Annotated in this window: 20 protein-coding genes, 1 tRNA gene and 1 pseudogene; 15 read left to right on the top strand and 7 right to left on the bottom strand. The window is 52.2% G+C overall.

From position 1 onward, the window contains the following. Nucleotides 1–126 precede the first annotated feature (126 nt). The 11 genes from MON40_RS01135 (at nucleotide 127) to MON40_RS01185 (ending at nucleotide 12,537) form a co-directional block, all read left to right on the top strand. A complete protein-coding gene (locus MON40_RS01135) occupies nucleotides 127–450 on the top strand; it encodes a hypothetical protein (RefSeq protein ID WP_147611996.1) in 324 nt (107 codons plus the stop codon). Then, nucleotides 428–949, top strand: a complete 522-nt coding sequence (locus MON40_RS01140) for a hypothetical protein (RefSeq protein WP_242925966.1) — start codon at nucleotides 428–430, stop codon at nucleotides 947–949. The genes MON40_RS01135 and MON40_RS01140 overlap by 23 nt, the downstream gene beginning before the upstream one ends. Nucleotides 950–1,149: 200 nt before the next feature. Next, entirely contained in the window at nucleotides 1,150–2,679 is a 1,530-nt protein-coding gene (locus MON40_RS01145) for an ABC transporter permease (RefSeq protein ID WP_003780030.1), read from the top strand. A 268-nt stretch (nucleotides 2,680–2,947) separates the two neighbouring features. Beyond that, nucleotides 2,948–5,257, top strand: a complete 2,310-nt coding sequence (parC, locus tag MON40_RS01150; RefSeq protein ID WP_003780032.1) for a DNA topoisomerase IV subunit A — start codon at nucleotides 2,948–2,950, stop codon at nucleotides 5,255–5,257. Nucleotides 5,258–5,421: 164 nt separating this feature from the next. Further along, nucleotides 5,422–7,011 carry a sensor histidine kinase gene (locus MON40_RS01155; RefSeq protein ID WP_003765319.1) on the top strand — a complete coding sequence of 530 codons (1,590 nt, stop codon included), beginning with the start codon at nucleotides 5,422–5,424 and terminating at the stop codon, nucleotides 7,009–7,011. After that, nucleotides 7,004–8,608 carry a sigma-54-dependent transcriptional regulator gene (locus MON40_RS01160; RefSeq protein ID WP_003780033.1) on the top strand — a complete coding sequence of 535 codons (1,605 nt, stop codon included), beginning with the start codon at nucleotides 7,004–7,006 and terminating at the stop codon, nucleotides 8,606–8,608. Before MON40_RS01155 ends, MON40_RS01160 begins: the two co-directional genes overlap by 8 nt. 577 nt (nucleotides 8,609–9,185) lie before the next feature. Continuing rightward, complete coding sequence (gene ftsE, locus MON40_RS01165; RefSeq protein ID WP_003765335.1) at nucleotides 9,186–9,836, top strand: cell division ATP-binding protein FtsE; 651 nt, start codon at nucleotides 9,186–9,188, stop codon at nucleotides 9,834–9,836. Continuing rightward, on the top strand, nucleotides 9,833–10,750 hold the full coding sequence (ftsX, locus tag MON40_RS01170; RefSeq protein WP_003780037.1) for a permease-like cell division protein FtsX: 918 nt from the start codon (nucleotides 9,833–9,835) through the stop codon (nucleotides 10,748–10,750). The genes ftsE and ftsX overlap by 4 nt, the downstream gene beginning before the upstream one ends. A 139-nt stretch (nucleotides 10,751–10,889) precedes the next feature. After that, nucleotides 10,890–11,390, top strand: a complete 501-nt coding sequence (locus MON40_RS01175; protein WP_242925967.1) for a hypothetical protein — start codon at nucleotides 10,890–10,892, stop codon at nucleotides 11,388–11,390. A gap of 282 nt (nucleotides 11,391–11,672) precedes the next feature. Then, nucleotides 11,673–12,212: a hypothetical protein gene (locus tag MON40_RS01180; protein WP_242925968.1), complete on the top strand. Its 540-nt coding sequence runs from the start codon at nucleotides 11,673–11,675 to the stop codon at nucleotides 12,210–12,212. Between the two features lie 248 nt (nucleotides 12,213–12,460). Further along, nucleotides 12,461–12,537, top strand: a tRNA-Met gene (locus MON40_RS01185). Nucleotides 12,538–12,798: 261 nt separating this feature from the next. On the opposite strand, the gene MON40_RS01190 is transcribed toward MON40_RS01185, so the two are convergent. The 4 genes from MON40_RS01190 to ppc form a co-directional block, all read right to left on the bottom strand. After that, complete coding sequence (locus tag MON40_RS01190) at nucleotides 12,799–14,145, bottom strand: chloride channel protein (protein ID WP_003780045.1); 1,347 nt, start codon at nucleotides 14,143–14,145, stop codon at nucleotides 12,799–12,801. 37 nt (nucleotides 14,146–14,182) lie between these two features. Further along, nucleotides 14,183–14,563 (bottom strand): hypothetical protein, encoded by a 381-nt coding sequence (locus MON40_RS01195; RefSeq protein ID WP_003780046.1) that lies wholly within the window; start codon nucleotides 14,561–14,563, stop codon nucleotides 14,183–14,185. Between the two features lie 91 nt (nucleotides 14,564–14,654). Beyond that, entirely contained in the window at nucleotides 14,655–15,023 is a 369-nt protein-coding gene (locus tag MON40_RS01200; RefSeq protein ID WP_003780050.1) for a hypothetical protein, read from the bottom strand. Between the two features lie 426 nt (nucleotides 15,024–15,449). Next, nucleotides 15,450–18,152, bottom strand: a complete 2,703-nt coding sequence (gene ppc / locus MON40_RS01205) for a phosphoenolpyruvate carboxylase (protein WP_003780052.1) — start codon at nucleotides 18,150–18,152, stop codon at nucleotides 15,450–15,452. 262 nt (nucleotides 18,153–18,414) lie between these two features. On the opposite strand from ppc, the gene MON40_RS01210 reads away from it, so the two are divergent. From MON40_RS01210 to MON40_RS01220, 4 genes and pseudogenes are all read left to right on the top strand, one after another. Further along, on the top strand, nucleotides 18,415–18,891 hold the full coding sequence (locus tag MON40_RS01210) for a cyclic pyranopterin monophosphate synthase MoaC (RefSeq protein ID WP_003780054.1): 477 nt from the start codon (nucleotides 18,415–18,417) through the stop codon (nucleotides 18,889–18,891). A 70-nt stretch (nucleotides 18,892–18,961) separates the two neighbouring features. Continuing rightward, nucleotides 18,962–19,143: pseudogene (locus MON40_RS13445) on the top strand (hypothetical protein); the annotation flags it as partial. Between the two features lie 55 nt (nucleotides 19,144–19,198). Further along, a complete protein-coding gene (locus MON40_RS01215; RefSeq protein ID WP_003780058.1) occupies nucleotides 19,199–19,954 on the top strand; it encodes a HesA/MoeB/ThiF family protein in 756 nt (251 codons plus the stop codon). A 172-nt stretch (nucleotides 19,955–20,126) separates the two neighbouring features. Further along, nucleotides 20,127–20,765, top strand: coding sequence for a YcxB family protein (locus tag MON40_RS01220; protein WP_003780060.1), 639 nt, complete (start codon nucleotides 20,127–20,129; stop codon nucleotides 20,763–20,765). An 82-nt stretch (nucleotides 20,766–20,847) separates the two neighbouring features. On the opposite strand, the gene MON40_RS01225 is transcribed toward MON40_RS01220, so the two are convergent. From MON40_RS01225 to map, 3 genes are all read right to left on the bottom strand, one after another. After that, nucleotides 20,848–23,685, bottom strand: a complete 2,838-nt coding sequence (locus tag MON40_RS01225) for a valine--tRNA ligase (protein WP_242925969.1) — start codon at nucleotides 23,683–23,685, stop codon at nucleotides 20,848–20,850. A gap of 135 nt (nucleotides 23,686–23,820) precedes the next feature. Then, entirely contained in the window at nucleotides 23,821–24,114 is a 294-nt protein-coding gene (locus MON40_RS01230; RefSeq protein ID WP_003744960.1) for a helix-turn-helix domain-containing protein, read from the bottom strand. Nucleotides 24,115–24,659: 545 nt separating this feature from the next. Continuing rightward, entirely contained in the window at nucleotides 24,660–25,439 is a 780-nt protein-coding gene (gene map / locus MON40_RS01235) for a type I methionyl aminopeptidase (RefSeq protein ID WP_003780066.1), read from the bottom strand. Nucleotides 25,440–25,598 lie beyond the last annotated feature (159 nt).

Here is a 25,598-nt window from a genome sequence, read left to right on the forward strand (position 1 = left end):
TCAACTTATCCTTTCCCTTTTGTTTGCAGGACTAGCAATCGTAGATTAGGTTGAAGCTCAACATCTATCAAGGTCGTCTGAAAGTTTTCAGACGACCTTTGCTTCGAATCAGTTAGAATAACTGTTTTGCTCACTTGGAATTTCTATGCACATAGTGATGGGCATAGTCCGAAACCAAGCAAAACTCATAGAAATGGAGAGGTCTGTGATTTGATATATTTAACTAAAGGATTAAAACCTAAGATTCATCAGAAAGTACATACGACAGACTCAATATTTGATTTGACAGCAAATACTAAATGGGTAGCAGTATTTAAAAGATTTGGATTTAGGACATTTTATACAGGTACTCGAGCGGTAGGTGGAGTCCCTGCAATTGCAGGGACAAGCTATATCCCTCATCATCATTTACATATTGGAAATCACAATGGAAAAATTCAAGATATTTAATAAAATTTTAATTTTATTACTAATTATGAATCTTTATGTCTATATTCCGACTAAAGATAATCTTGCATATTCACAACCAATTAAAGCTAATCAGGTTTTTTTTGATGGTTTGAAAGGTGAGAAAATTGGTAAAAAATTTGATGCTAAAATTTACATAAAAGATGAGCAAGATATTGAAGGTTGCTTTTATGCACATCGAAAAAATATTAATGGTGTATCGTATAAATTTATAGACAATACTCTAGTAGAAATAGAATTTAATAATAAGATATTCATATCTCCTCATGGTATCCATATTGGTGAAAATGCAAGTAAATTACGGAAATATCATAATAAAGGTAGGGTGGTTATAAAACATCCTTACGGAGGAAGTAAAGACACTGTTGAATTTTATTGGACTAGTAATTTAGGCGTGAAATACATCATTACTAATGGAAAAATAACGAGCTTCAGTGTTGGTAAAAAAGAAGAATTACCATATTTGGAAGGTTGCGCATAGTAATCATAGATTGGATATAAAACTAGGGTCGTCTGAATAATAAGATTTGAGTTTTCGGACGACCTTTTTTATGGCGGTTGCCTTGTTCAATTGCTTATACAGCATTTGCGAAGCGGCATGATGAATCATATTTGCCTTTTCAGACGACCTTTGCTTTGTATCCGTTACAATATCTGTTTTAAACCCTGCCTATCCGTTCCATGAAAACACTGTTTCGCTCATTTCCTGCCACTGTTTTGCTTGCGCTGTTGCCTTTGGGTTTCTTGGTGGTGATGGTGGTTGCGCCATTGGTGGCGATGGCGGCTTATGACGGGTCGGCTTGGTCGTTGGTATTGGCCGATGATTATATGCAGCATCGCTTGGTTTGGACGGTGGTTCAGGCGGCGGTCACTTGTGTGCTGGTTTTGCTGCTTGGGATTCCGGTGGGGTGGTCGTTGGCGAGGTTGTCGTTTCGCGGGCGTGAGGTGATTTTGCGGCTTTTGATGTTGCCGTTTGTGATGCCGACTTTGGTGGTCGGGGTCGGTGTGTTGGCTTTGTTCGGGGCAAACGGTGTGTTGTGGGCGGGCTGGCAGGATACGCCGTATTTGTTGCTTTACGGCAATGTTTTTTTCAACTTGCCTGTGTTGGTGCGCGCGGCGTATCAGGGATTTTTGCAGGTGCCGCAGGCGAGGCTGCAGTCGGCGCAGACGCTGGGTGCGGGGGCTTGGCAGCGGTTTTGTTTTGTGGAATGGCCGGTGTTGCGCCCTTGGTTGGCGGGCGGGGCTTGTTTGGTATTTTTGTATTGTTTTTCGGGTTTCGGACTGGCTTTGTTGCTGGGTGGTAGCCGTTATACGACGGTCGAGGTGGAGATTTATCAGTTGGTGATGTATGAGCTGGATATGACTCAGGCGTCGGTTTTGGTGTGGATGGTGTTGGGCGTGACGGCATTGGCGGGACTGCTGTATGCGTATTTGAGCCGGCAAACGGCTTCTGATAAGGCGGTTCGTGCGTTGCTGCCTCATCGCCCGCAATCTTTGGGCGAACGTGTTTTGCTGGGTTTTTCTTTAATGGTGTTGCTGCTGTGTTGTCTGTTGCCTTTGGTGGCGGTGGTTTTTCTGGCGGTATCTGCAGGCGGGTCTTGGGGCGTGTTGTTGGAACCGGAAACTTTGGCGGCGGGATGGAATACGCTGCGGTTTTCGGGGATGGCGGTTTTGACGGCGGTTGTATTGGGGGTGATGTATGCGGCAGTTGCGCGACGGGTGGCGTGGGTGCGCGGTTTGGTGTTTTTGCCGTTTATGGTTTCTCCTGTCTGCATTGCCGCCGGTATATTGCTGCTTTATCCGCAATGGACGGCATCGCTGCCTTTGTTGGTTGCCACTTATGCGCTGCTGGCGTATCCGTTTGTGGCAAAAGATGTGCTGGCGGCTTGGGACGATTTGCCTGAAGATTATGTGTCGGCTGCGCGCGGTATGGGGGCAAATGCTTTTCAGACGACCTTGTATGTGACAGCCCCTTTATTGAAACCTGCTTTGCGACGCGGTCTGACTTTGGCGGCGGCAACCTGTATCGGCGAATTTGCCGCCACGCTGTTTTTGTCGCGCCCGGAATGGCAGACGCTGACTACTTTGATTTATTCGTATCTGGGGAGGGCAGGGGAGGACAATTATGCGCGGGCAATGGTGTTGACGACGGTTTTGATGCTGCTGTCGCTGATGGTGTTTTTGCTGCTGGACGAACGTGAAAAGACTTGATGTCCGCTTTTGAAATGTAGCAAATTGTAGTTGGCAAATATGGCATCACTTTGTTTTGATTAAAAGTTAATCCACTATATAAGGGTTAACCTGCCATGATGCTCAGAGAGGTCGTCTGAAAACATTTCAGACGACCTCAAATCCATTTAGATTGTCAGCAATTCCATTCAAAAATAAAAAGATACGCGGCGAAACCATGCCCCGACATTTTTATTTTCATTCGCTATCCTTTACAATACCTTCCTTTATCTTTCATTCCAGCTTCCTTATGAACGAACACGTTTCCGTCCCATCCCCCGTCGGCGAAGACTACCTGCTATTAGGTCAGTACGCCGAACGCGCCTATCTCGAATACGCCATGAGCGTGGTCAAAGGCCGCGCGCTGCCTGAAGTTTCGGACGGCCAGAAGCCCGTACAGCGGCGTATTTTGTTTGCCATGCGCGATATGGGTTTGACGGCGGGGGCGAAGCCGGTGAAGTCGGCACGCGTGGTCGGCGAGATTTTGGGTAAATACCACCCGCACGGCGACAGTTCCGCCTATGAGGCGATGGTTCGCATGGCGCAGGATTTTACCTTGCGCTATCCCTTAATCGACGGCATCGGCAACTTCGGTTCGCGCGACGGCGATGGGGCGGCGGCGATGCGTTACACCGAAGCGCGGCTGACGCCGATTGCGGAATTACTGTTGTCCGAAATCAATCAGGGGACGGTGGATTTCGTGCCGAACTACGACGGTGCGTTTGACGAACCGCTGCATCTGCCCGCCCGCCTGCCTATGGTGCTGCTCAACGGCGCGTCGGGCATCGCAGTGGGCATGGCGACCGAAATTCCGTCGCACAATTTGAACGAAGTTACGCAGGCGGCGATTGCGCTGTTGAAGAAGCCGACGTTGGAAACCGCCGACCTGATGCAATACATCCCCGCGCCTGATTTTGCCGGCGGCGGTCAAATTATCACGCCGGCGGACGAATTGCGCCGTATTTACGAAACCGGAAAGGGCAGCGTGCGCGTGCGTGCGCGTTACGAAATTGAGAAGCTGGCGCGCGGGCAATGGAGGGTGATTGTGACCGAGCTGCCGCCGAACGCCAATTCCGCCAAAATCCTCGCCGAAATCGAAGAACAAACCAACCCGAAACCGAAAGCAGGTAAAAAACAGCTCAACCAAGACCAGCTCAACACCAAAAAGCTGATGCTGGATTTAATCGACCGCGTGCGCGACGAGTCCGACGGCGAGCATCCCGTGCGACTGGTGTTCGAGCCGAAATCCAGCCGCATCGATACCGATACCTTCATCAACACGCTGATGGCGCAGACTTCGCTGGAAGGCAATGTGTCCATGAACTTGGTGATGATGGGGCTGGACAACCGCCCCGCGCAGAAAAACCTGAAAACGATTTTGCAGGAATGGCTGGATTTCCGCGTCGTGACCGTAACACGTCGTCTGAAATTCCGTTTGAACCAAGTGGAAAAACGGCTGCACATCCTTGAAGGCCGTCTGAAAGTCTTTCTGCACATCGACGAAGTGATTAAAGTCATCCGCGAATCAGACGACCCGAAAACCGACCTGATGGCGGCGTTCGGGCTGACCGAAATTCAAGCCGAAGACATTTTGGAAATCCGCCTGCGCCAGTTGGCGCGTTTGGAAGGTTTCAAACTCGAAAAAGAATTGAACGAATTGAGTGAGGAACAGGGTCGTCTGAATATCCTTTTGGGCGACGAAAACGAAAAACGCAAGCTGATTATCAAAGAGATGCAGGCGGACATGAAGCAGTTCGGCGACGCGCGCCGCACGCTGGTGGAAGAAGCCGGACGCGCCGTGCTGACGCAGACCACCGCCGATGAACCCATTACGCTGATTCTGTCGGAAAAAGGCTGGATACGCAGCCGTGCCGGACACAACCTCGATTTGAGCCAAACCGCATTCAAAGAAGGCGACCGCCTCAAGCAAACCCTCGAAGGCCGTACCGTTTTGCCCGTCGTCATTCTCGATTCATTGGGTAGAACCTACACGCTCGATGCCGCCGAAATCCCCGGTGGGCGAGGCGATGGCGTGCCGGTTTCATCGTTAATCGAGCTGCAAAACGGCGCGAAGCCCGTCGCCATGCTCACCGGACAGCCCGAACAGCACTACCTGCTCTCAGGCAGCGGCGGTTACGGCTTCATCGCCAAACTGGGCGATATGGTCGGGCGCGTGAAAGCGGGTAAAGTGGTCATGACCGTGGACAGCAGCGAAACCGTCCTGCCGCCGATTGCGGTTTATGCCTCCTCGCTCATCAATCCTGATTGCAAAATCGTACTGGCCAGCAGTGACCACCGCCTCTTGGCGTTCTCGATCGGCGAACTCAAAGTCATGCCTAAAGGACGCGGTTTGCAGTTGATGTCGCTGACCGACGGTGCATCTTTGGAACACGTCCTCGTGACCACGGCTGCGGAATTCATCGTTGAAACCGTCGGCAAGCGTGGTGCGGTGCATCAGGAAAAATTGCGCATTTGCGACATCGAGGGCAAACGCGGCAAAAAAGGGAAGGTTTTGGACGTATCAGGTCGTCTGAAAACCTTATCCACAGCTTCCGAATAAGCAACAGAGGAAACGATAACACATTGAAAACCTAGAAAACACGGTCGTTTTATGTTATGCTGACAAAATTAAAAAAATATTTACGACCGTCTGCGGAAATATTGCAGAACGATTTCAAAAACAGGTACTAATAATGATAAAAATAAACAAAAAGGGTTGCGGATATGAGTAAGTCCGGCTTTCAGGAACTGGGAAACCTGAGCGAGCGGATACCCGGTTTAATCAATATTGCCCGCATTGCCATCGTGCTGCCGCTGTTGGTTATGCATGCTTTCGGCGTTTACAGTAATGGCACCCATATCGGCATGTCATTCCCTCCCGTCGAATTTTACAGCTGGGCAGCGCTCTATTCTTTCCTCATCTTGTTATCCGTCGCCCGTCCGGACTGGCAATGGCAGACTTTGGATTTGCCCAATGCCAGCGCAGTCGTCGATATTTCGATGATGATGATACTGGTGTATATCGCCGGCGGAGTCGATTCGGGCTTCGGCATCCTTGTCCTTCCTTTCGTCGCGACGTCCTGCCTCCTCAGCTACGGGCATTATCCCATGCTGTACGCAGGCTACGCGTCCATGCTGTTCTTCTTCAATCTGCTGCTCGACGGCAGCATCCGCCTGCATCCGTTTGATTGGGATACGCAGCCCCTGATTACTACGGTCCTGCTCTGTGGCGCGTGTTACCTCGTTGCCATGCTGACTTCGTTCGCCGCCCGCTATCTGGAGCAGGCGACTGAATCCGCCAGCCGCCATCAGCTTGCCTACCGCCGCATCAGCGGGTTGAACCGCCTCGTCCTCAACCGCGTGCAGGAAGCCGTTATCGTCATCGACAGTACCCAGCGCGTTTGGCTTTTCAACAAACAGGCAAAAACCTATTTCCCCGGTTTGGTGGTTGACCAGCAGGAAGTCGTGTTCGGCGAATTGGTTACACGCTGGCAATATCATCCCGACAAACCGTTTGAAACCGATATCCACATCTTCCAACACGCCATGCACGTCCGCGCCGTCCCGCTGATTCAGGAACAGACGGAACTGCTCATGCTGTATGTCCGTTCGCTGCGCGAAGTCGCGGCAGAGGCCATGTCCACCAAGCTCACTTCGCTCGGACAGCTTACCGCGAACCTCGCCCACGAAATCCGCAATCCGATGTCCGCCATCCGTCATGCCAGCGATTTGCTGCAAGAAAGTGATGACGATGCCGAACCCGATCCCGTTAAAGCCAAGCTTTGCGGCATCATCGACAGCAACATCCAGCGCATCGACAAAATGTTGGAAGACATCTCCCTGCTCAACAAACGCGACAACATCAGCCGCGAGCCGATCAACCTGATGAAATTCTGGCTCGACTTCAAACAAGAGTTCACGCTCAACAATTCCGAAGCCATCGGCTGCCTGCGCATGAACATGGACGGCAACAACCTTACCGTCCTCGCTGATGTGATGCACATCCAACAAATCATGTGGAACCTCTGCAATAACGCGTGGCGGCACAGCCGTCAGGACGAGAATGCGATTACCGTCCTGATCCGCCCCAGCGGCAGGATGCATATTTCCATCGTCGTTGCCGATAACGGCAAAGGCATTTCGCCCGAAGTCCGCAACCATCTCTTCGAGCCGTTCTACACCACTGAAAAACAAGGTACAGGATTGGGATTGTACGTTGCCCGCGAATTGGCGCACGCCAATATGGGCCAACTCCATTACCACCCCGAAATGAACGGATTCGAACTGATTTTACCGAGAGAACACAATGAGTAAGCTGCAAGACCCAGTATTGGTCGTCGACGACGAGGCCGACATCCGTGACTTGATGGAAATGACGCTGATGAAGATGGGACTGCGCGTGCAGACCGCCGTCGGCGTAGAAGATGCCAAAGACAAGCTCGACAACAACGACTATTCCCTCGTTTTGACCGATATGCGGATGCCCGACGGCTCAGGTCTCGAAGTCGTCCAATACATAGACGAACTCATGCTCGACACCCCTGTCGCCGTCATTACCGCTTTCGGTAATGCCGACCAAGCGGTTGAAGCGCTTAATGCGGGCGCGTTCGACTACCTGCAAAAGCCGATTACCCTTTCCCAACTTCGCTCGTTGGTTAAATCTGCCGTTTCTGTTTCCAACAGTACGGACGAAATTGCCCAGCCGCCAACCGAAAAACCGTCCGCGCCTGTCGCAGCCGCATTCAACAAGCCCAAAACCCCACCCAAGCCGCCCAAACGCGACTTGAGCGGTTCTGTCTCCGTACCCGAAAGCCTGCGTTCCATGAAAGAACGCTTTGCCACCGGCGAAATCGCCATGCGTGCGAACGAAGACGTGCCTGAATTGGGTGGCGAAGAAGATATGCCGCGGCTGCTCGGCAGTTCGCCCCAAATGGTCGAAGTCCGCCATCTGATCCGCCGCCTCGCCCGCAGCGGCGTGCCCGTTTATATTTCCGGCGAATCGGGTACTGGTAAAGAACAGGCGGCGCGTACCATCCACGAATTGTCCGATCGCGCTGACAAGCCCTTTATCGCCGTCAACTGCGGCGCGATTCCTGAAAATCTGATGGAAAGCGAGTTCTTCGGCTACAAAAAAGGCAGCTTTACCGGCGCCGACCAAGACCGTCTCGGCTTCTTCCAACACGCCGACGGCGGTACGCTGTTCCTCGACGAAGTTGCCGACTTGCCGCTAGCCATGCAAGTCAAACTCCTGCGCGCCATCCAAGAAAAAGCTGTGCGCCGCATCGGTGATGCCCGCGAAACTTTCGTCGATGTCCGCATCATCTGCGCCACCCACAAAAACCTCGAAGCCCTTGTTGACAGCGGTGCATTCCGTCAAGACTTATATTACCGCCTCAACGTCGTTACCCTGTATATGCCGCCCCTGCGCGAAATGCGCGAAGACTTGGGCGCGCTGATTCTGTACCTGCTCTACAAACACCGCCACGGTACGCAAACCTACAAACTCAGCCCCAAAGCGCAAGAAGCCCTGCTGCATTACAGCTATCCCGGCAACTTCCGCGAACTCGAAAACATCCTCGAACGCGCCGTCGCCCTGACTGTCGGACAAGTTATCCAGTTGGATGATTTGCAAATCCAAAACACGACGACGCCCAAAAACGACCATCCAAACCTCAGTCTTGACGACATCGCCGATTCCGAAACACGAAAAGGCGAAACTTTGGATCACCAGCCGCTTCCGCCGTTTGACCCGCGCACCATGCAGATTCAAGATTACCTTGACCAAATCGAGCGTGGCATTATCGAACAGGCGTTGCAGCAAACCCGTTACAACCGCACTCAAGCAGCCAAGCTTTTGGGCATCAGCTTCCGTTCCATGCGCTACCGTATGGAACGTTTGGACATCAATTAAGCTTGCACTTTGCATTGTCTGAACGGTTAGGAAGCAAGCCCCGAAGATGTGCTTCAAATCTCAAACCGCGTATCTGCCATTCAGTTGGATACGCGGTTTTTGGTGTTTATAGTGGATTAAAATTGCAATATACGGCGCTGCCAACGCCCTTATGTATAGTGGATTAACTTTAAACCAGTACGGCGTTGCCTCGCCTTGTCCTGATTTAAATTTAATCCACTATACTACCCGTACACGGCGGGCGTTGCCGCCTTGTCTCATTTTTATTTTAATCCACTATATTATGCGCAGAGGTCGTCTGAAAATTTTCAGACGACCTCTTTGTTCAGGGCGTTTTGTGGATAAATGCCGGTAAATAAAATGATGGCGACAATCACACTTGTAATATTGTGTTGTAAAGCCGTCAGTCCGACGCTTTGCCTACCGCCGTCCATATCTGAGCAAACTATCAAAAAAACGCCGAAATCTTTATAATTCGGCACATATCCTATTTTTCAGACGACCTATCTCCGATAGCGCATCCTTTTGTGGATTAACTGTGGATAAGTTTGTCCTGACCCCTTTCCAGGAATACCTTATGATCCGTTTCGAACAAGTTTCCAAAACCTATCCCGGCGGTTTTGAAGCCCTGAAAAACGTCAGCTTCCAAATCAAAAAAGGCGAAATGATATTTATCGCCGGCCACTCCGGCTCCGGCAAGTCCACCATCCTCAAGCTGATTTCCGGTATTACCAAACCCAGCAAAGGCAAAGTGTGGTTCAACAACCAAGACTTGGGCGAATTGAGCGACAACCAAATCGGCTTCATGCGCCAACATATCGGCATCGTGTTCCAAGACCACAAAATCCTCTATGACCGCAACGTCCTGCAAAACGTCATCCTGCCGCTGCGGATTATCGGTTATCAGCCGCGCAAAGCCGAAGAACGCGCCCGTATCGCCATTGAAAAAGTCGGCTTGAAAGGCCGCGAATTGGACGATCCCGTGACCCTCTCAGGCGGCGAACAGCAACGCTTGTGTATCGCCCGCGCCGTCGTCCACCAGCCCAGCCTCCTGATTGCCGACGAACCCTCCGCCAACCTCGACCGCGCCTACGCGCTCGACATCATGGAATTGTTCAAAACCTTCCACGAAGCAGGAACCACCGTCATCGTCGCCGCCCATGACGAAACCCTCATGGCAGACTACGGCCACCGCATCCTGCGCCTCTCGAAAGGACGACTCGCATGAGCATCATCCACTACGTCTCGCTGCACGTCGAATCCGCGCGCACTGCGCTCAAACAGCTCCTGCGCCAACCCGTCGGCACGCTGCTCACCCTCCTGATGCTCGCCGTTGCCATGACCCTGCCGCTTTTCATGTATTTGGGCATCCAAAGCGGACAAAGCGTTTTAGGCAAGCTCAACGAGTCGCCGCAAATCACGCTCTATATGGAAACCGACGCATCCAAAGCCGACAGCGATACCGTCCGCAACCTGTTGGAACGCGATGCCCGCCTCAACAAAATCCGTTTCATCAGCAAGCAGGAAGGCTTGGAAGAGCTGCAATCCAACCTCGATCAAAACCTCGTTTCCATGCTCGACGGCAACCCCTTGCCCGACGCATTTATCGTCACGCCCGATCCCGCTACACCGCCCGCACAAATGCAGGCGATTTATCAGGATATGGTCAAGCTGCCCATGGTCGAATCCGCCACCATGGACACCGAATGGGTGCAAACGCTGTATCAAATCAACGAGTTCATCCGTAAAATTTTATGGTTTCTTTCACTGACGCTGGGTATGGCGTTCGTCCTTGTCGCGCACAATACCATCCGTCTGCAAATCCTCAGCCGCAAAGAAGAAATTGAAATCACCAAGCTGCTCGGTGCGCCCGCATCGTTCATCCGCCGCCCCTTCCTCTATCAAGCCATGTGGCAGAGTATCTTCTCCGCCGCCGTCAGCTTGGGACTGTGCGGCTGGCTGCTCTCCGCCGTGCACCCGTTGGTTGATGCCATCTTCAAACCCTACGGGCTTAATATCGGCTGGCGTTTCTTCCATTTCAGCGAAGTTTCGCTGGTGTTCGGCTTCGTCATCGCCTTAGGCGTCTTCGGCGCATGGCTTGCCACCACGCAGCATCTGTTGGGTTTTAGGGCAAAGAAATAAAATCATTGGATTGAAGCAAAGGCAAAAGGTCGTCTGAAACTCTAAAACAAGGTTTCAGACGACCTTTGATTGCCCGTCATTTATCGTATAAGGAAATAATATGCAGGGAAATCTACTACCACTCGACTATGACCTAAGTTTGAGCAAATTATTGAGAAGGGTGGCGCAGATACTGTTCATCTTATCCTTGTGCTTGCCTGCCGTGAATGGAGCTATGGGTTTGCTAATTTGGTCGACAGGCTTATTTTTCTTGTGGCTTCCGTTGGGTTGGCCTACATTTGCCAATGTAATTTTTATTGTTTTATATATCAGATTGAATGATGAGAAAGAGATCTTGCCTTTGTTACCCTGTTTAATGTTAACCCTGATGATACCGGGGTCGATATTTGCGATTGATGGGATATTTGGCTGGGGATATGTGGTTTGGGTGATGTCGGGTATGCTTCTATGTGCAGATTGGTTATGTAGCCTTATGCCGCACAAACAGCGTCTGATTGTCAGGTTGGCAATCATGGTTTGTCTGATATGGGCTGTCGGCTTAATAGGGCTTGGGCAGTATCAGCAAAACTCAAACGATCAGGATATCTTTGAAGATCTCTATTTCAGTGTGTTTTACAATCCGTTAGGTATTATGAGATAAGTTTCGTATCAACAGTGAAAAGCCAAAAAACGGGGGCAACCATGTTTGAAGGCTTTTTGAGATTGAACGGTTTACGATGGAGTTCTGAATAACGCTGATTAGTCGATTTTTGATTTAAACTCTTTTTCGGCGCATGGCTTGCCACCACGCAGCATCTGTTGGGCTTTAGGGCAAAGAAATAAAAACATTTGATTGAAGCAAAGGCAAAAGGTCGTCTGAAACTCTAAAACAAGGTTTCAGACGACCTTTGATTGGCTGCCGTTTATCGTGTAAGGAAATAATATGCCGGATAATCTATTGCCACTCGATTATGACCTAGGTTTGAGAAAATCTTTAAGAAGGGTGGCGATCATACTGTTCATTTTATCCTTGTGTTTGCCCGCTGTAGGTGGAGCGATAGGTTTGGTAATTTGGATGACAGGTTTGACTGTTTTTTGGTATCCGGCGAGCTGGCCTACATTTGCCAATGTGATTTTTTTTGTTTTATATATCAGATTGAAGGATGATAAAGAAACCTTATATTTGTTCCCCTGTTTAATGTTAATCTTGATGATACCGGGGTCGATATTTGTGTTACCCGGTGTATTTGGTTGGGGATATGTGGTTTGGGTGATGTCAGGTATGCTTTTATGTGCAGATTGGTTATGTAGCCTTATGCCGCACAAACAGCGCCTGATTGTCAGGTTGGCAATCATGGTTTGTCTGATATGGGCTGTCGGCTTAATAGGGCTTGGGCAGTATCAGCAAAACTCAAACGATCAGGATATCTTTGAAGATCTCTATTTCAGTGTGTTTTACAATCCGTTAGGTATTATGAGATAAGTTTCGTATCAGCAGTGAAAAGACAAAAAACGGTTGCAACCATGTTTAAAGGCTTTTTGAGATTGGACGGTTTACGATGGGGTTTTGATTAACGCTGATGAGTAGAATTTTGGTTTAAACTATTTGAAATCATAAGGTTGTTGGAATTGATTTTACCGTTTTGAATTTGAATGGTTAATGAATTGCTCAAATTGGGCGACAAATAGCTTGACAGCGTTTTCAAGTGTCTGTATAGTTCCACTTTCTGACGCGGGATGGAGCAGCATGGTAGCTCGTCGGGCTCATAACCCGAAGGTCGTAGGTTCGAATCCTGCTCCCGCAACCAAATTTTCAAACCCTCGGTTCTACCGAGGGTTTTTTCTTGGCTTGATTGCCGGGGTAAGTGAATCCCTATACCTTAAGAAGGTCGTCTGAAAACTTACATCGGGTTTTCAGACGACCTTTTTGCGTCAATCATTTTCGTGGACAGAGTTCACTCTACGGCAATTGTGTTGTCAACAAACTTTGTAGCGTGGGCTTTGCCCGCGAATCGCTAAACATTTCAGACGATCTTTCCTACACCTTCCCGCATCGGCAATATCTGGCTTCACTTCTGTCCGCTTTGTTCCACCTGCCGTTTAAAGCGTGTGCCTGCGGCGTGGTAGAAGGGGCGGGGGGAGAATTGGCGGGAGACTTGTGAGGCGAAGATGCAGGCGATGAGCAGCCAGAAGAGGAGGTTTTGTCCGCCGGTCATTTCCATCACGACGACGGCGGAGGTGAGCGGCGATTGGGTGGCGCCGGCGAGGAAGGCTGCCATGCAGATGAGGACGAGGACGTGGGTGCCTTGGGCGAGTCCGGTGAGGATGGCGATGTGTTCGCCCAAGACTGCGCCTATGGTGAGGGAGGGGGTGAAGATGCCGCCGGGCGTGCCTGTCCAGTAGGTCAGGACGGTGGAGAACCATTTGGCGGCGGCGAGTCCGGCGGGGGCTTCGTGGATGCCGCGCAGGGCTTGGGCGGCTTCGTGGTAGCCTGTGCCGTAGGTTTTGCCTTGGTAAAGCGTGCCGATGGCGGCGAGCAGGATGCCGATGAGGGCGGCGGTAATCAGGGGATGACGGCGGATGTGTTCGCGCCATTTGGCGGGGGCGAAGGCAGTGGCGCCGAGATACAGGGTGCGTCCGAACAGTCCGCCGGCGATGCCGCACGTGAGTCCGCAGCCCAATACCCAGCCGAGCATATTGTCGAGCGCGCCGCCGTTGAAGCCTGAGAAATAGGGGTTGTTGCCTTGTATGGCGACTTGGATGAAACCGGCGGCGAGGACGCCGAGCAGGATTTGCCGCTCCCAACGCAGCATGACTTCGCGCCCGAGTTCTTCGATGGCGAAAATCACGCCTGCCAGCGGGGCGTTGAACGCGGCGGCAAGCCCGCCTGCCGCGCCTGCGGCGATAAGGTCGTTTTCCTGCATACCGCGAAAGGCGAAGCCGTGTTTTTTGCACCATGCGCCCCACGCGCTCATGACTGCCGCGCCGACTTGGACGGACGGTCCTTCACGCCCGACGGATGCGCCTGCAAACATGGCAAGGAAAGTCAGCGGGATTTTGATGAGGGTTTCGCTGAGGCGGATCAGGCGGGTTTTGTTGGCGCCGTAGGGCAGGGCGAGGCTGGCGAGCACTTGCGGGATGCCGCTGCCGGAGGTGTAGGGGGCGAAACGGCGGGTGATCCAGACGATGAGCGGCAGCCCTAAGGGCAGGGCGACCCAGGCAAACCAAGGATATTTTTGCACCAGCTCCGCATTCGTTTCCAACGCGAAATCCGCCATCCAAGCAAACAGGAGGGCGGTCAGCGCGACCAGCGCCGAACCTGCCAGCAGGAACAGAAAAGCAATGCTTTTACGCGAGATGCGGCGGGTTTGGCGGATTTTGTGCGTGATGTGGTAGGCGGGCGGTTTGGTCGGCATGGTATGCGGAAGTGTGGAAAAGGTCGTCTGAAAAGGGTTATTGCGGAAGGCGGTTTATCAATGCGCCAAGATAGCCTAAACCGAAAGACAGTAAAAATGCAGAAGCGATGCCGACACCCCAGTAAATAGATCGGTGCTGCGTAGGTTTGTCAGTGGTGGCACGCAGCAGTTTGAAATAGAGTGCGAACGTGGCGGATGAGATGGCGGCAGTCAGTAAACAGCCGAAGAGGGAGACAGATGAATAAGAGGCGTAGGCGATTATTGCAGGTTTCAGTGTGTAAAGTACGCCCGCGCCTACCGCCCATTTCCAGATGGGATAGAGCTTGTCGGGGAAATCCAGCGTCCCCACAGCTTGAAATCTGCCGAATGCCAATATCAAAGCAATGTCAAAAAAGATGGATGCAAAGAGTAACATCATAAAATAATTTCCTTGTGAGTAAGATGTTTTTGTTTTTCAGACGACCTCGGGGTCGTCTGAAAAAAGAGGGGGTAGCCTGTTGCCCCTCCAGTCAATGCATAATAAATAAGTTTGCCCAATAAAACAATTTTTCGGTCAGTAGGGTTAAGGCTATACCTGAAAGAATGCCCAGTCCCCAATAGATAAACCGGCGGCGTTTCGGGTTGGTCGTGGTACGCAACATTTTGAAATACAAAAGCAAGCAGCCGAACATGCAGATGGTTTGAAACAGGATGAGGGGGAGGCTGTCAATGGCTTTGGAAATCGAATCATGAACGATGATTGTCACTATGCATATGCATAAATAAATCAAAGCCGAGCCTGCCGCCGAATGCCAAAAGGGGACGGGCGAGTCGGATGAGTCGGTTGTCCTGTGGGGTTGAAGCCTGCCGAATAACAATATAAAGACAATGTCAGACATAATGATGGCTCCCTTGACGTAAGCTGTTTTTGTGTTTCAGACGACCTCGGGGTCGTCTGAAATGTTATGGTGCGGCGATATGGGGCAGTATAGTGAATTAACTTTAAACCAGTACGGCGTTACCTCGCCTTAGCTCAAAGAGAACGATTCTCTAAGGTGCTGAAGCACTAAGTGAATCGGTTCCGTACTATCTTGTACTGTCTGCGGCTTCGTCGCCTTGTCCTGATTTAAATTTAATCCACTATACCGCGCTAAGGCGTGTCAGTACGTTGATCATCCGCAACGCCGAAGCGGCTGCCATACCCCGGTAAACACAGTGATGCAGCAGAACAGTATGGGCTTTCTCAAATAAAGCCCGCGTTACGGTTTGCGCTTGGTCTAAAGGTCGTCTGAAACGGTTTTCAAACGACCTTTTTTCGTGCTGCCTTAACCTGTATTGCGCAAACCTTGTGCCACGCCGTTGATGGTCAGGTGCACCATCAGGAGGGTGTGCGGGTCGTGCGGGTCTTTGCGCAGGCGTTTGAGCATGGCGACTTGTAGGCCGTTGAGCGCATTCAGGTACGGAATCCGCAGGGCGAGCGAACGGGCGAGGCTGCGGTTGTCGCGCAAGAGTTCGTCGGTTTGCAAAAGGTCGAGCAGGGCTTTGCGGCTGCGTTGGTATTCTTCCTTAATCATGCCGAAGATGACGGCGGCTTTTTCGGGCGATTCGCTCAAGCCGGCGTAGTTTTCGGCGAGGGTGATGTCGGTTTTCGCCATGACTTGTTCCATATTGGAGAGCATGGCTTGGAAGAATGGGTTATGCTGCGCGTGTTCCTGCAGGGCGGCGAGGGTTTCGGGTTTGCCTTCGCACAGGCTTTCCACTGCGCTGCCGAAGCCGTACCACGCGGGCAGCATGAGGCGGTTTTGCATCCATGAGAACACCCACGGTATCGCGCGCAAATCCTGTATCCGCGCCAAGGTCTTGCGGCTGGCGGGACGGCTGCCGAGGTTGAGGGTAGCGATTTCCTGTATGGGGCTGGTTTGCAGGAAATAGTCGATGAAGTCGGGGTGGGTAATCAGCTCGCGGTAGTATTTGAACGATACGTCCGACAATGCCTGCATGAGTGCGGGTTCGGGGTCTTTTTGATCGGGCAGCAGGCTGGCTTCGAGCGTCGCGGCGACGAGGGTTTCGAGGTTGCGCACGGCGTTGCCGGGGTCGGCGTATTTGGCGGTGATGACTTCGCCTTGCTCGGTGATGCGGATTTGTCCGGCTACGCTGCCTGCGGGTTGGGCGAGGATGGCTTGGTAAGACGGGCCGCCGCCGCGTCCGACGCTGCCGCCGCGGCCGTGGAAGAGGCGCATACGGACATCGTATTTTTTGAAGAGTTCGACCAAGCCCAATTCCGCCTGATAGAGGCACCAAGAGCTGGTCACGTAGCCGCCGTCTTTGTTGGAATCGGAATAGCCGAGCATGATTTCCTGAATGTTGTCGCGGCTTTGCAGCAGGTCGCGGTACCATTTGCTGCTGAACATGGTTTCCATGACGGGGCAGGCGTTTTCGAGGGCTTCGATGGTTTCGAAGAGGGGGACGATGTTGATGCGGCTTTGCGGTTTGCCGTTTTCAACTGTCAACAGACCGCTTTCTTTAAGCAGCAGCGCGAGGGCGAGCAGGTCGCTGGGCTGTTCGCAGTTGGAGATGATGCTTTGGGTAACGGCGTTTTCACCGAATTCGTCTTTGATGTTGCGCGCTTCGTTGAAAATCGCCATTTCGCGGCGGGTGTGTTCGCTGTAAGTGATGAACGGGCTGGACAGCGGCCGCTGGTGTTTCAGCTCGCGCAGCAGGACGGTTTGTTTTTCCGTTTCGGAAAGGCTGGAGTAGTCTTCCAAACCGGCGTGTTTGAAGAGTTCGGCAACGACATCGGCGTGTTTTTCCGCGTGTTGGCGCAAGTCGAGCGGCATCATGTGGAAGCCGAACACGGACACGGAGCGGATCAGGTCGGCGAGTCTGCCTTCGCCCAAAAGCGCGCTGCCGTTGTCGCGCAGGGAGCGTTGCAGCTTGTGGAGGTCGTCTGAAAACTCTTGCGCGGAGGCGTAAGGCATCATAAAGCCGAATTTGCAGCCCATACCCAAGCCGAGCGAGCGGGCTTTGCCCATGACGCGCGCCATGATGTAGGCGATGGCGCGGCGGTACGGCTCTTCGGTGCGGGCGATTTCTTCGTCGGGCGATTCGTCGGACAACGCCATTACGTCGTCGTTGACTTTGACGCGGCGGACAGAAAGCGGCAGCTCGCGGTAGAGTTTGTCGAGTTCGCCGCGGTAAAAGCGGAACACCGCGTCGGCATGGCGACGGAAAGCGAAACGCAGGGTCTCGGCGGAGACAAACGGATTGCCGTCGCGGTCGCCGCCTATCCAGCCACCGATTTTTAAGATGTCGGGCACGTCAACATCAGGATAGGTCGTCTGAAACTCGCGTTCCATGCTGCGGTAGAGTTTGGGCAGCGCCTCGAAGAAACTCATCGGGAAGATGGATACGCCGTTGTTGATTTCATCGTTGACGCTGAGTTTGTGGTGGCGCGTTTCGCTGGTTTGCCACAAGCCCAATAAGATAGTGTCGATTTCGCGGCGCAATTCCGCCAGCGCATCGGCATGGGTGCAGCGTTCGCGGCGGGGCAGGAGGGCGCGGATGCGGCGGTTGAAGTTCAACACGGTTTGGCGTTGCACTTCGGTCGGGTGCGCGGTCAGAACGGCGGTAACATTGGTCGTATTTAATTGTTTTTGAACCGCCTTGCCGCCGATTTTTGCCGCTTTGAGTTTGCGTACCGTTTCCGCCAAGCTGCCTTCCGCGCCGCCGTGTCCCGCCTCTTCGTGGATTTGGCGGCGGCGTTCGTGGTGTACGTCTTCGGCGATGTTCAGAATTTGCGCGAACAAGCCGCAGGCAAGCGTCAGGTCGTGGGTTTGTTGTTCGTCCAGTTGCGGCAAAACCTTCTCAATCAAAGCCGCGCTGTCGTCCGAAGTGGACAACAGTTTGACCGTTTCCACTACCAACGGCGAGGCTTCTTCGTGCAGGAGTTTGTACAAAGATTGTTTCAAAAATTCCGCGTCTGCCGCCAGAGCCGCGTCTTTGGGATTGTTCAGGATATGCAGTTGCATGATTTTCTCTCTTTATTTATCTTAAAAACAAACGTAAAACATTGTATAGCAGGTCGTCTGAAACCGCCATCGGAAAAGGTGTTGCAAAACACCGAAACTTGATGTAACCCGCGTCCGCGCAAGCCAAGCCGTTAATTCCTTAACAAAGCCGTCCGTGCATTTCAGTCCGATTATTCTGCCGTTCGTATCCTCAGCATAGTCCGAAGTGTAGAAATCCCGTAAAATACTACGACATAAAATCCTATTTTCACGCAGGCACAGTATGTTCAACTTCAATTCCGTACGCGAAAACGACAAACGCCAACCCACCATCCGCACCGCCGTGGCAAGTGGCTCCATCAACATGAGTACCTCCGCCATCAAAGTTTTGGCGGAAAACGCCACCCAAAACGCAGGCATCCTCAACGTTGCCCGTATCGCCGCCGTCCAAGGCATCAAGCAGGTCGGACTGCTTGTTCCGCTTTACCAGCCCCTCCCCCTGCAACACGTCCGCGTCGATTTCGATGTCGATGTCGAACTCGCCTACGTCAAAGCCACCGTAACCGTTTCCTCTGAAGTCGGCAAAAGCATCACGACCGAAGCCGTCACCGGCGTCAATATCGCCCTCATATCCATTTACGACATGATGAAAGAAGTCGACCAGTCCATGATGATGACCCGCATCCACCTCGAATCCGAAAGCGGCGGCGAACGCGGCCCGTTCGTATTCGACGATGCCTACGAAAACATCGAATTCTGATTGAACAAAACAAGGTCGTCTGAAAGCCAGTTTGAGGTTTCAGACGACCTTTGGCATGAGGCATACGGATAAATATAGTGGATTAAATTTAAATCAGGACAAGGCGACGAAGCCGCAGACATTACAGATAGTACGGAACCGATTCACTTGGTGCTTCAGCGCCTTAGAGAATCGTTCTCTTTGAGCTAAGGCGAGGCAACGCCGTACTGGTTTAAAGTGAATCCACTATACAACAGGGGGCAAACATCGGGGCGGCGTTGCCCGTTTTGCCGATTCCATCCGCGATACAACATCCAGACGACCCATCATGAACGACCACCAACTGCTCCGTTACAGCCGCCACATCCTTCTCGACGAAATCGGTATCGAAGGGCAGGAAAAAATCCTTGCCGCCCGCGTCCTCGTCGTCGGCTGCGGCGGACTGGGTGCGGCAGCCCTCCCGTATCTTGCCGCATCAGGCGTCGGCAAACTCATCATCGCCGACCACGACACCATAGACGATACCAACCTCCAACGCCAAACCGCCTTCACCGAAGCCGACATCGGACAAGCCAAAGCGCAAGTGATGGCAGGTCGTCTGAAAGCCGTCAACAGCGCGTGCGACATTACCGCCCTGACCGAAAAGCTGGACGAAGCCCGCCTGACCGAACTCATGCGCGCCGCCGACATTGTCCTCGACTGCACCGACAACTATCCCGCCCGCCAAGCCATCAACCGCGCCGCCGTCGCTACCCGCACCCCGCTGGTTTCCGGCGCCGCCGTCCGCTTCGAAGGACAAATCGCCGTGTACCGCCCCGATTTGCCTGACAGCCCTTGCTACGCCTGCCTGTTTGACGGCGACACCGCCGACGACGGAGCCTGCGCCCTGTTCGGCGTGTTTTCCCCGCTGGTCGGCATCATCGGCGCCACCCAAGCCGCCGAAGCCCTCAAAATCCTGACCGGTGCAGGCGAACCGGCACACGGCAAACTGGCAACTTACAACGCGCTCACCGCCAAATGGCAGACATTCCGCGTCCACAAAAATCCCGATTGCGGCGTATGCGGCAAAGCGTATCGACCCTAGAGGGACAGTTCGTTAAAAGTGATAAAAGATAAGGAAACGGTGTTTCAGGCGACCTTTTCAAGAAGGTTTAAGCCGTAGGGAAGGTTGGTTTTTGCATTGATAAAACTGTCCCACGCGGCTTATTTCACATAAAATGGGGTTGCCTGAATAACCAGCAATCTTGGGATACGCTATGGACACAGACCTCCAGCAAACTGAACACCTGCAAATATCCTTCTCTCCTACCGATCAAGACAGACGCTATGCGGGAAAGCGGCTTTTGCGTTATATAGAGCCTGCTTGGCGGCGCAAATATTGGTTTGGTTCGGCTGCATTCCTGCTGGTGTGGGGCAGTCTATTCGTCTTTGCTTGTTGGTTGCTTAACGGCATCAACAATACCTATATTCAAAACTGCTATCTGTTTGCCGATTCGCAAACTGACAGTTTGGAGTACTGTCTGTATAAAGCTGGGGACGACGGCAGCTCCCTATGGATAATGGCGGGTCTCATCTACGCCACCACCATGGTAACGTATTTTGAGCAGCGTTGGATATATCGCAGCTTTACCCGCATAGTCAGCCATCCTCTGGATGGGCGACGTTTCTCCGTCATCCTTTCAGCCGAAGGCCTTACTCAGGAGGAGGCAGGGCGCAGCAGGCATTTCCATCATTGGGCAGGCGTGGAACGTATCATCGAAGACCAAGCATTCCTGTTGTTTTATATCGACCGTAACATCGTCTATTTTATTCCGATTGCCGCCTTTGCAGAGGCGGGAATGGATGTCCACGCGTTTTATACCCGAGCGATGGAGTTGAAGGCTGCAGCAGAGTAGGTAAAACCAAACGAAACAAAGGCTACCTGAAAGACCATTTTTGGTATTCAGGTAGCCTTTGTTCTTCAAATGCAGGGCTGATTTAGTCTTTCAACTTCGCCAACTGATTTTGAACTTTCGCCATTTTGTCTTCCAACTCCGCCAAATCGGCTTTATCTTTTTCCACCAGATGCGCGGGGGCTTTTTCGGTGTAGCCGGGTTTGGAGAGTTTGGCATTGAGTTTGTCCAAGGCTTTTTGCAGCTTCTCGGCTTCTTTGCTCAAACGGGCGGTTTCGGCGGCTTTGTCGATTTCGACTTTCAGCATCAGGCGCGCGCCGTTGCAGACGGCGACGGGGGCGTCTTCGCTTTCGGGCAGGGCGGCGACTTGCTGTGCTTCGGTCAGGCGGGTCATCATCGGCAGGTACTTAAGGTAGTCCGCCAAGTCGTCCGCGCTTTCGACAAACAGCGGGGCTTTCACGTTGGGCTGGATGCCCATTTCGCCGCGCAGGTTGCGGACGGCGCCAATCAAATCCTGCAACACGGTCATTTGCTCGAAGGTCGTCTGAACGATTTGTTCGCGGTCGGCTTCGGGGAAGCGGGCGAGCATGATACTGTCGGCGGTTTTGGCGTCGCACATGGGGGCGACGGTTTGCCATAGTTCTTCGGTGATGAACGGGATAATCGGGTGCAGCAGGCGCAGGGTGGCTTCGAGTACGCGCAATAAGGTATGGCGTGTGGCGCGTTGGCGGCTGGCGCAGCCGGTTTGGAGCTGTACTTTGGCGAGTTCCAAATACCAGTCGCAATAGTCGTTCCACACGAAGCTGTACAGGGTTTCCGCCGCCAAATCAAAGCGGTAGGTTTCGTAGGCTTGCGTTACTTGCTCGATGGTCTGATTCAGACGGCCTATGATCCACATATCGGGGAAGGAATAGCCGCGCGGCTCGGTAGCGGTTGCGCCGTAGCCGCAGTCTTGATTTTCGGTGTTCATCAAGACGAAGTTGGTGGCGTTCCAGATTTTGTTGCAGAAGTTGCGGTAACCTTCGGCGCGTTTGAAGTCGAAGTTGACCGAACGACCCAAGCTGGCATAGCTCGCCATGGTGAAGCGCAATGCGTCCGCGCCCATGCTGGGGATGCCTTCGGGGAAGAGTTTTTTCGTGGCTTCTTCCACTTTCGGCGCGGTTTCGGGTTTGCGCAGGCCGGTCGTGCGTTTCACCAGCAGTTTGTCCAAGTCGATGCCGTCAATCAAATCGACGGGGTCGATGACGTTGCCTTCGGATTTGGACATTTTTTTGCCTTCGTGGTCGCGCACGATGCCGTGGATGTACACGTCTTTAAACGGTACTTTGCCGGTGAAGTGGGTGGTCATCATAATCATGCGCGCCACCCAGAAGAAGATTATTTCGTAGCCGGTTACTAAGACATTGGACGGCAGGAAGGCTTTGAGTTCATCGGTTTCAGACGGCCAGCCGAGCGTGGAGAACGGCACAAGCGCGGAGGAGAACCATGTGTCCAATACGTCTTCTTCGCGGGTCAGGTCTGTTTTACCTGCTTGTTTTTCGGCTTCCGCCTGATTGCGGGCGACGTAAACATTGCCTGCTTCGTCGTACCACGCGGGGATTTGATGCCCCCACCACAGTTGGCGCGAGATGCACCAGTCTTGGATGTTGTTCATCCATTGGTTGTAGGTATTGACCCAGTTTTCGGGGATGAAGCGTACCGCGCCGCTGTCGACGGCTTTTTTGGCTTTTTCGGCGAGGCTCAAGCCTTTGTATTCGCTGTCAGGCTCGCCGCCGTTTGGCGTGGCGGACATGGCGACAAACCATTGGTTGGTCAGCATCGGCTCAATCACTGAGCCGGTACGGTCGCCTTTCGGCGTCATCAGCGTGTGCGCTTTGATTTCGACCAACAAGCCTTGTTCCTTCAAATCGGCAACCATTTGTTTGCGTGCGGCAAAGCGGTCTAAGCCTGCGTATTTTTTAGGCAGGGCAAAACCTTGTTGCGCTTCGCCTTTGAAGTTGAACACTTCGGCGTTTGCCAGCACTTTGGCTTCCAAGTCAAACACGTTAATCAGGCGTGTGTCGTGGCGTTTGCCGACTTCGTAGTCGTTGAAGTCGTGCGCAGGCGTGATTTTCACGCAGCCGGTACCGAAGTCTTTTTCAACGTATTCGTCGGCAATCACGGGAATGGTGCGGCCGGTCAGCGGCAGGATTAATTCCTTGCCAATCAAATGGGTATAACGTTCGTCTTCAGGATTGACGGCAACGGCAACGTCGCCCAGCAGCGTTTCAGGGCGGGTGGTCGCCACGATAACGGCTTCGGCAGGATTGTCCGCCAGCGGATAGCGGATGTGCCACATAGAGCCTTGTTCTTCCACGCTTTCCACTTCCAAATCCGATACCGCCGTACCCAATACCGGATCCCAGTTCACCAAGCGTTTGCCGCGGTAAATCAAGCCTTGCTCATATAGGCGCACGAACACTTCGGTTACGGTTTCGGCGCGCACATCGTCCATCGTGAAATACTCGCGCGTCCAGTCGGCGGAACAGCCCACGCGGCGCATCTGCTGCGTAATCGTGCCGCCGGAAACTTCTTTCCATTCCCACACTTTTTCCAAGAATTTTTCGCGCCCCAAGTCATGACGGGACACGTTTTGCGCGGCAAGCTGACGCTCGACCACGATTTGCGTGGCGATGCCCGCGTGGTCGGTGCCCGGAATCCAGGCGGTGTTGCAGCCTTTCATGCGGTAGTAGCGGGTCAGACCGTCCATAATGGTTTGGTTGAAGGCATGACCCATGTGCAGCGTACCGGTTACGTTGGGCGGCGGCAGTTGGATGGAAAAAGACGGTTTGGTCAAATCCATATCGGGCTGGAAATAACCTTGGGTTTCCCAGTTTTGATAGTGTTTGGATTCGATTTCGGCGGGATTGTATTTGTCTAACATGGTAAAAAATGCTGTCTGTAAAAGGGTTTGCGGGCAAACGTTTGTTTAAAAAATAATTGCGGATTATAGCGCAAAAAGGTCGTCTGAAACGGAATATCGTTTCAGACGACCTTTTTGAAACAAATCGAAACGGGCTTATTTGCCTTTGTCGGATTTGGCTTCTTTTTTCAAGGAAGCGTACAACTCAGGGTCGCGGTTTTTCAGCAGGGAGGCAATTGCCAAATCGTCGCGGTTTACTTTTGCCAAGTCAACGCGTTCGATGTGTACCAAGCGCAGCAGCTCGCGTACAGGTTTGGGCATATTGCGGCCGGATTCGTAACGTGAACCACCGGACTGAGTTACGCCGATACGGCTCCAAAAGTCCATTTGGTTCAAACCGAGTTTTTTGCGGATATCGCGGATGTTGTCAATTTTCTCAAACGACTTCATGAAAATTCCTTTTTCTTCTGTATTGTTTGTTGATAAGCAATTCTGCTTCTTCACATTGGGAAAGTGCAAATTAGTTTTCGGCAGCAAAGTTCCTTACAGGGGAAATCATTAATTGCGACATAGAAAACTATCTATACTGAATTGTTAGACAGTATATTCGAAAGAAGTTTTGTAGAATTCTTCATAAATTGGCTAAATATTTCCAAGTTAAATATTTTATAGAAGAAAAAACATTTAAAACAATAGGATAGTAATTGGGTGTCGGTAATATTTTACACAAATAAACAGTCGTTTCGGGAATGTTGCGTTTGACATTATTTATTATACATAATTGTTTTGCATGAAATTATGGAAAAAGTACAGTGGAGATGGGCAGATTTGTCTATATCTCAGCCCGATGTTTAGATCTGGATTGGGTGGTCGGGAATGGTTTTGATAGAGGCAATTTAAAAGGTCGTCTAAAAACGAGGTTTGTGGGTTTCGCCAACAACCTTGTTTATATTTCAGACGACCTTTTTGCTTTGAAAGCGGGATGGTTTGACAGATTAGGGTTTGCCGGTGGCAGGGCTGATGGTCAGGATTTCGTAGCCGGTTTCTGTCACTAAAACTTCATGTTCCCATTGGGCGGAGAGGGAGCGGTCTTTGGTCACGACCGTCCAGCCGTCGTTTAGGATGCGCAGGTGGCGTTTGCCTTGGTTGATCATCGGCTCGATGGTGAAAATCATGCCGGGCTTCAGGACGACGCCTTGTCCTTTCCGACCGTAGTGCAGGACTTGCGGGGCTTCGTGGAAACCGCGTCCGATGCCGTGGCCGCAAAATTCTTGTACGACGGAGTAGCCTGCGTTTTCGGCAACTTGTTGGCAGGCGTAGCCGATGTCGCCCAAGGTTGCGCCAGGTTTGACGGCAGCGATGCCCGCCATCATGGATTCGTGGGTAACGTCAATCAGGCGTTGGGCGATGGGGGAGACTTTGCCGACGGTAAACATGCGGCTGGAGTCGCCGTGGAAGCCGTCTTTTTTGATGGTCAGGTCGATGTTGATGATGTCGCCTTCTTTGAGCGGCTTGTCGTCGGGAATGCCGTGGCAGATGACGTGGTTGACGGAGGTGCAGCAGGATTTGGGGTAGGGTGGATTGCCGTAGTGCAGGGGGGCGGGATAGCCGCCTTGGACGTTGACGTGGTAGTCGTAAACGAGTTTGTCGATTTCGTTGGTGGTTACGCCGGGCTTGACGAATTGTCCGATGTAGTCGAGGGCTTCGGCGACGAGTTTGCCCAGTTCGCGCATTTTCTCGATTTCTTCGGGGGTTTTAATGATGATTTCGTTCATGTTGTTTCCTTGATGGTTTCAGACGACCTTGTTGCGGCACAAAGGTCGTCTGAAAGGGAAAGGGATGAGTCGGCAGCTTGTTTTTGGAACACTGCAACGAGGCGTGCGGACGTTTCGGCTTTTTTGGATTCGCGACTGATGCCTGAAGTTCAAATTAAA

This window comes from Neisseria macacae ATCC 33926, from assembly GCF_022749495.1.
Taxonomy (GTDB): domain Bacteria; phylum Pseudomonadota; class Gammaproteobacteria; order Burkholderiales; family Neisseriaceae; genus Neisseria; species Neisseria macacae.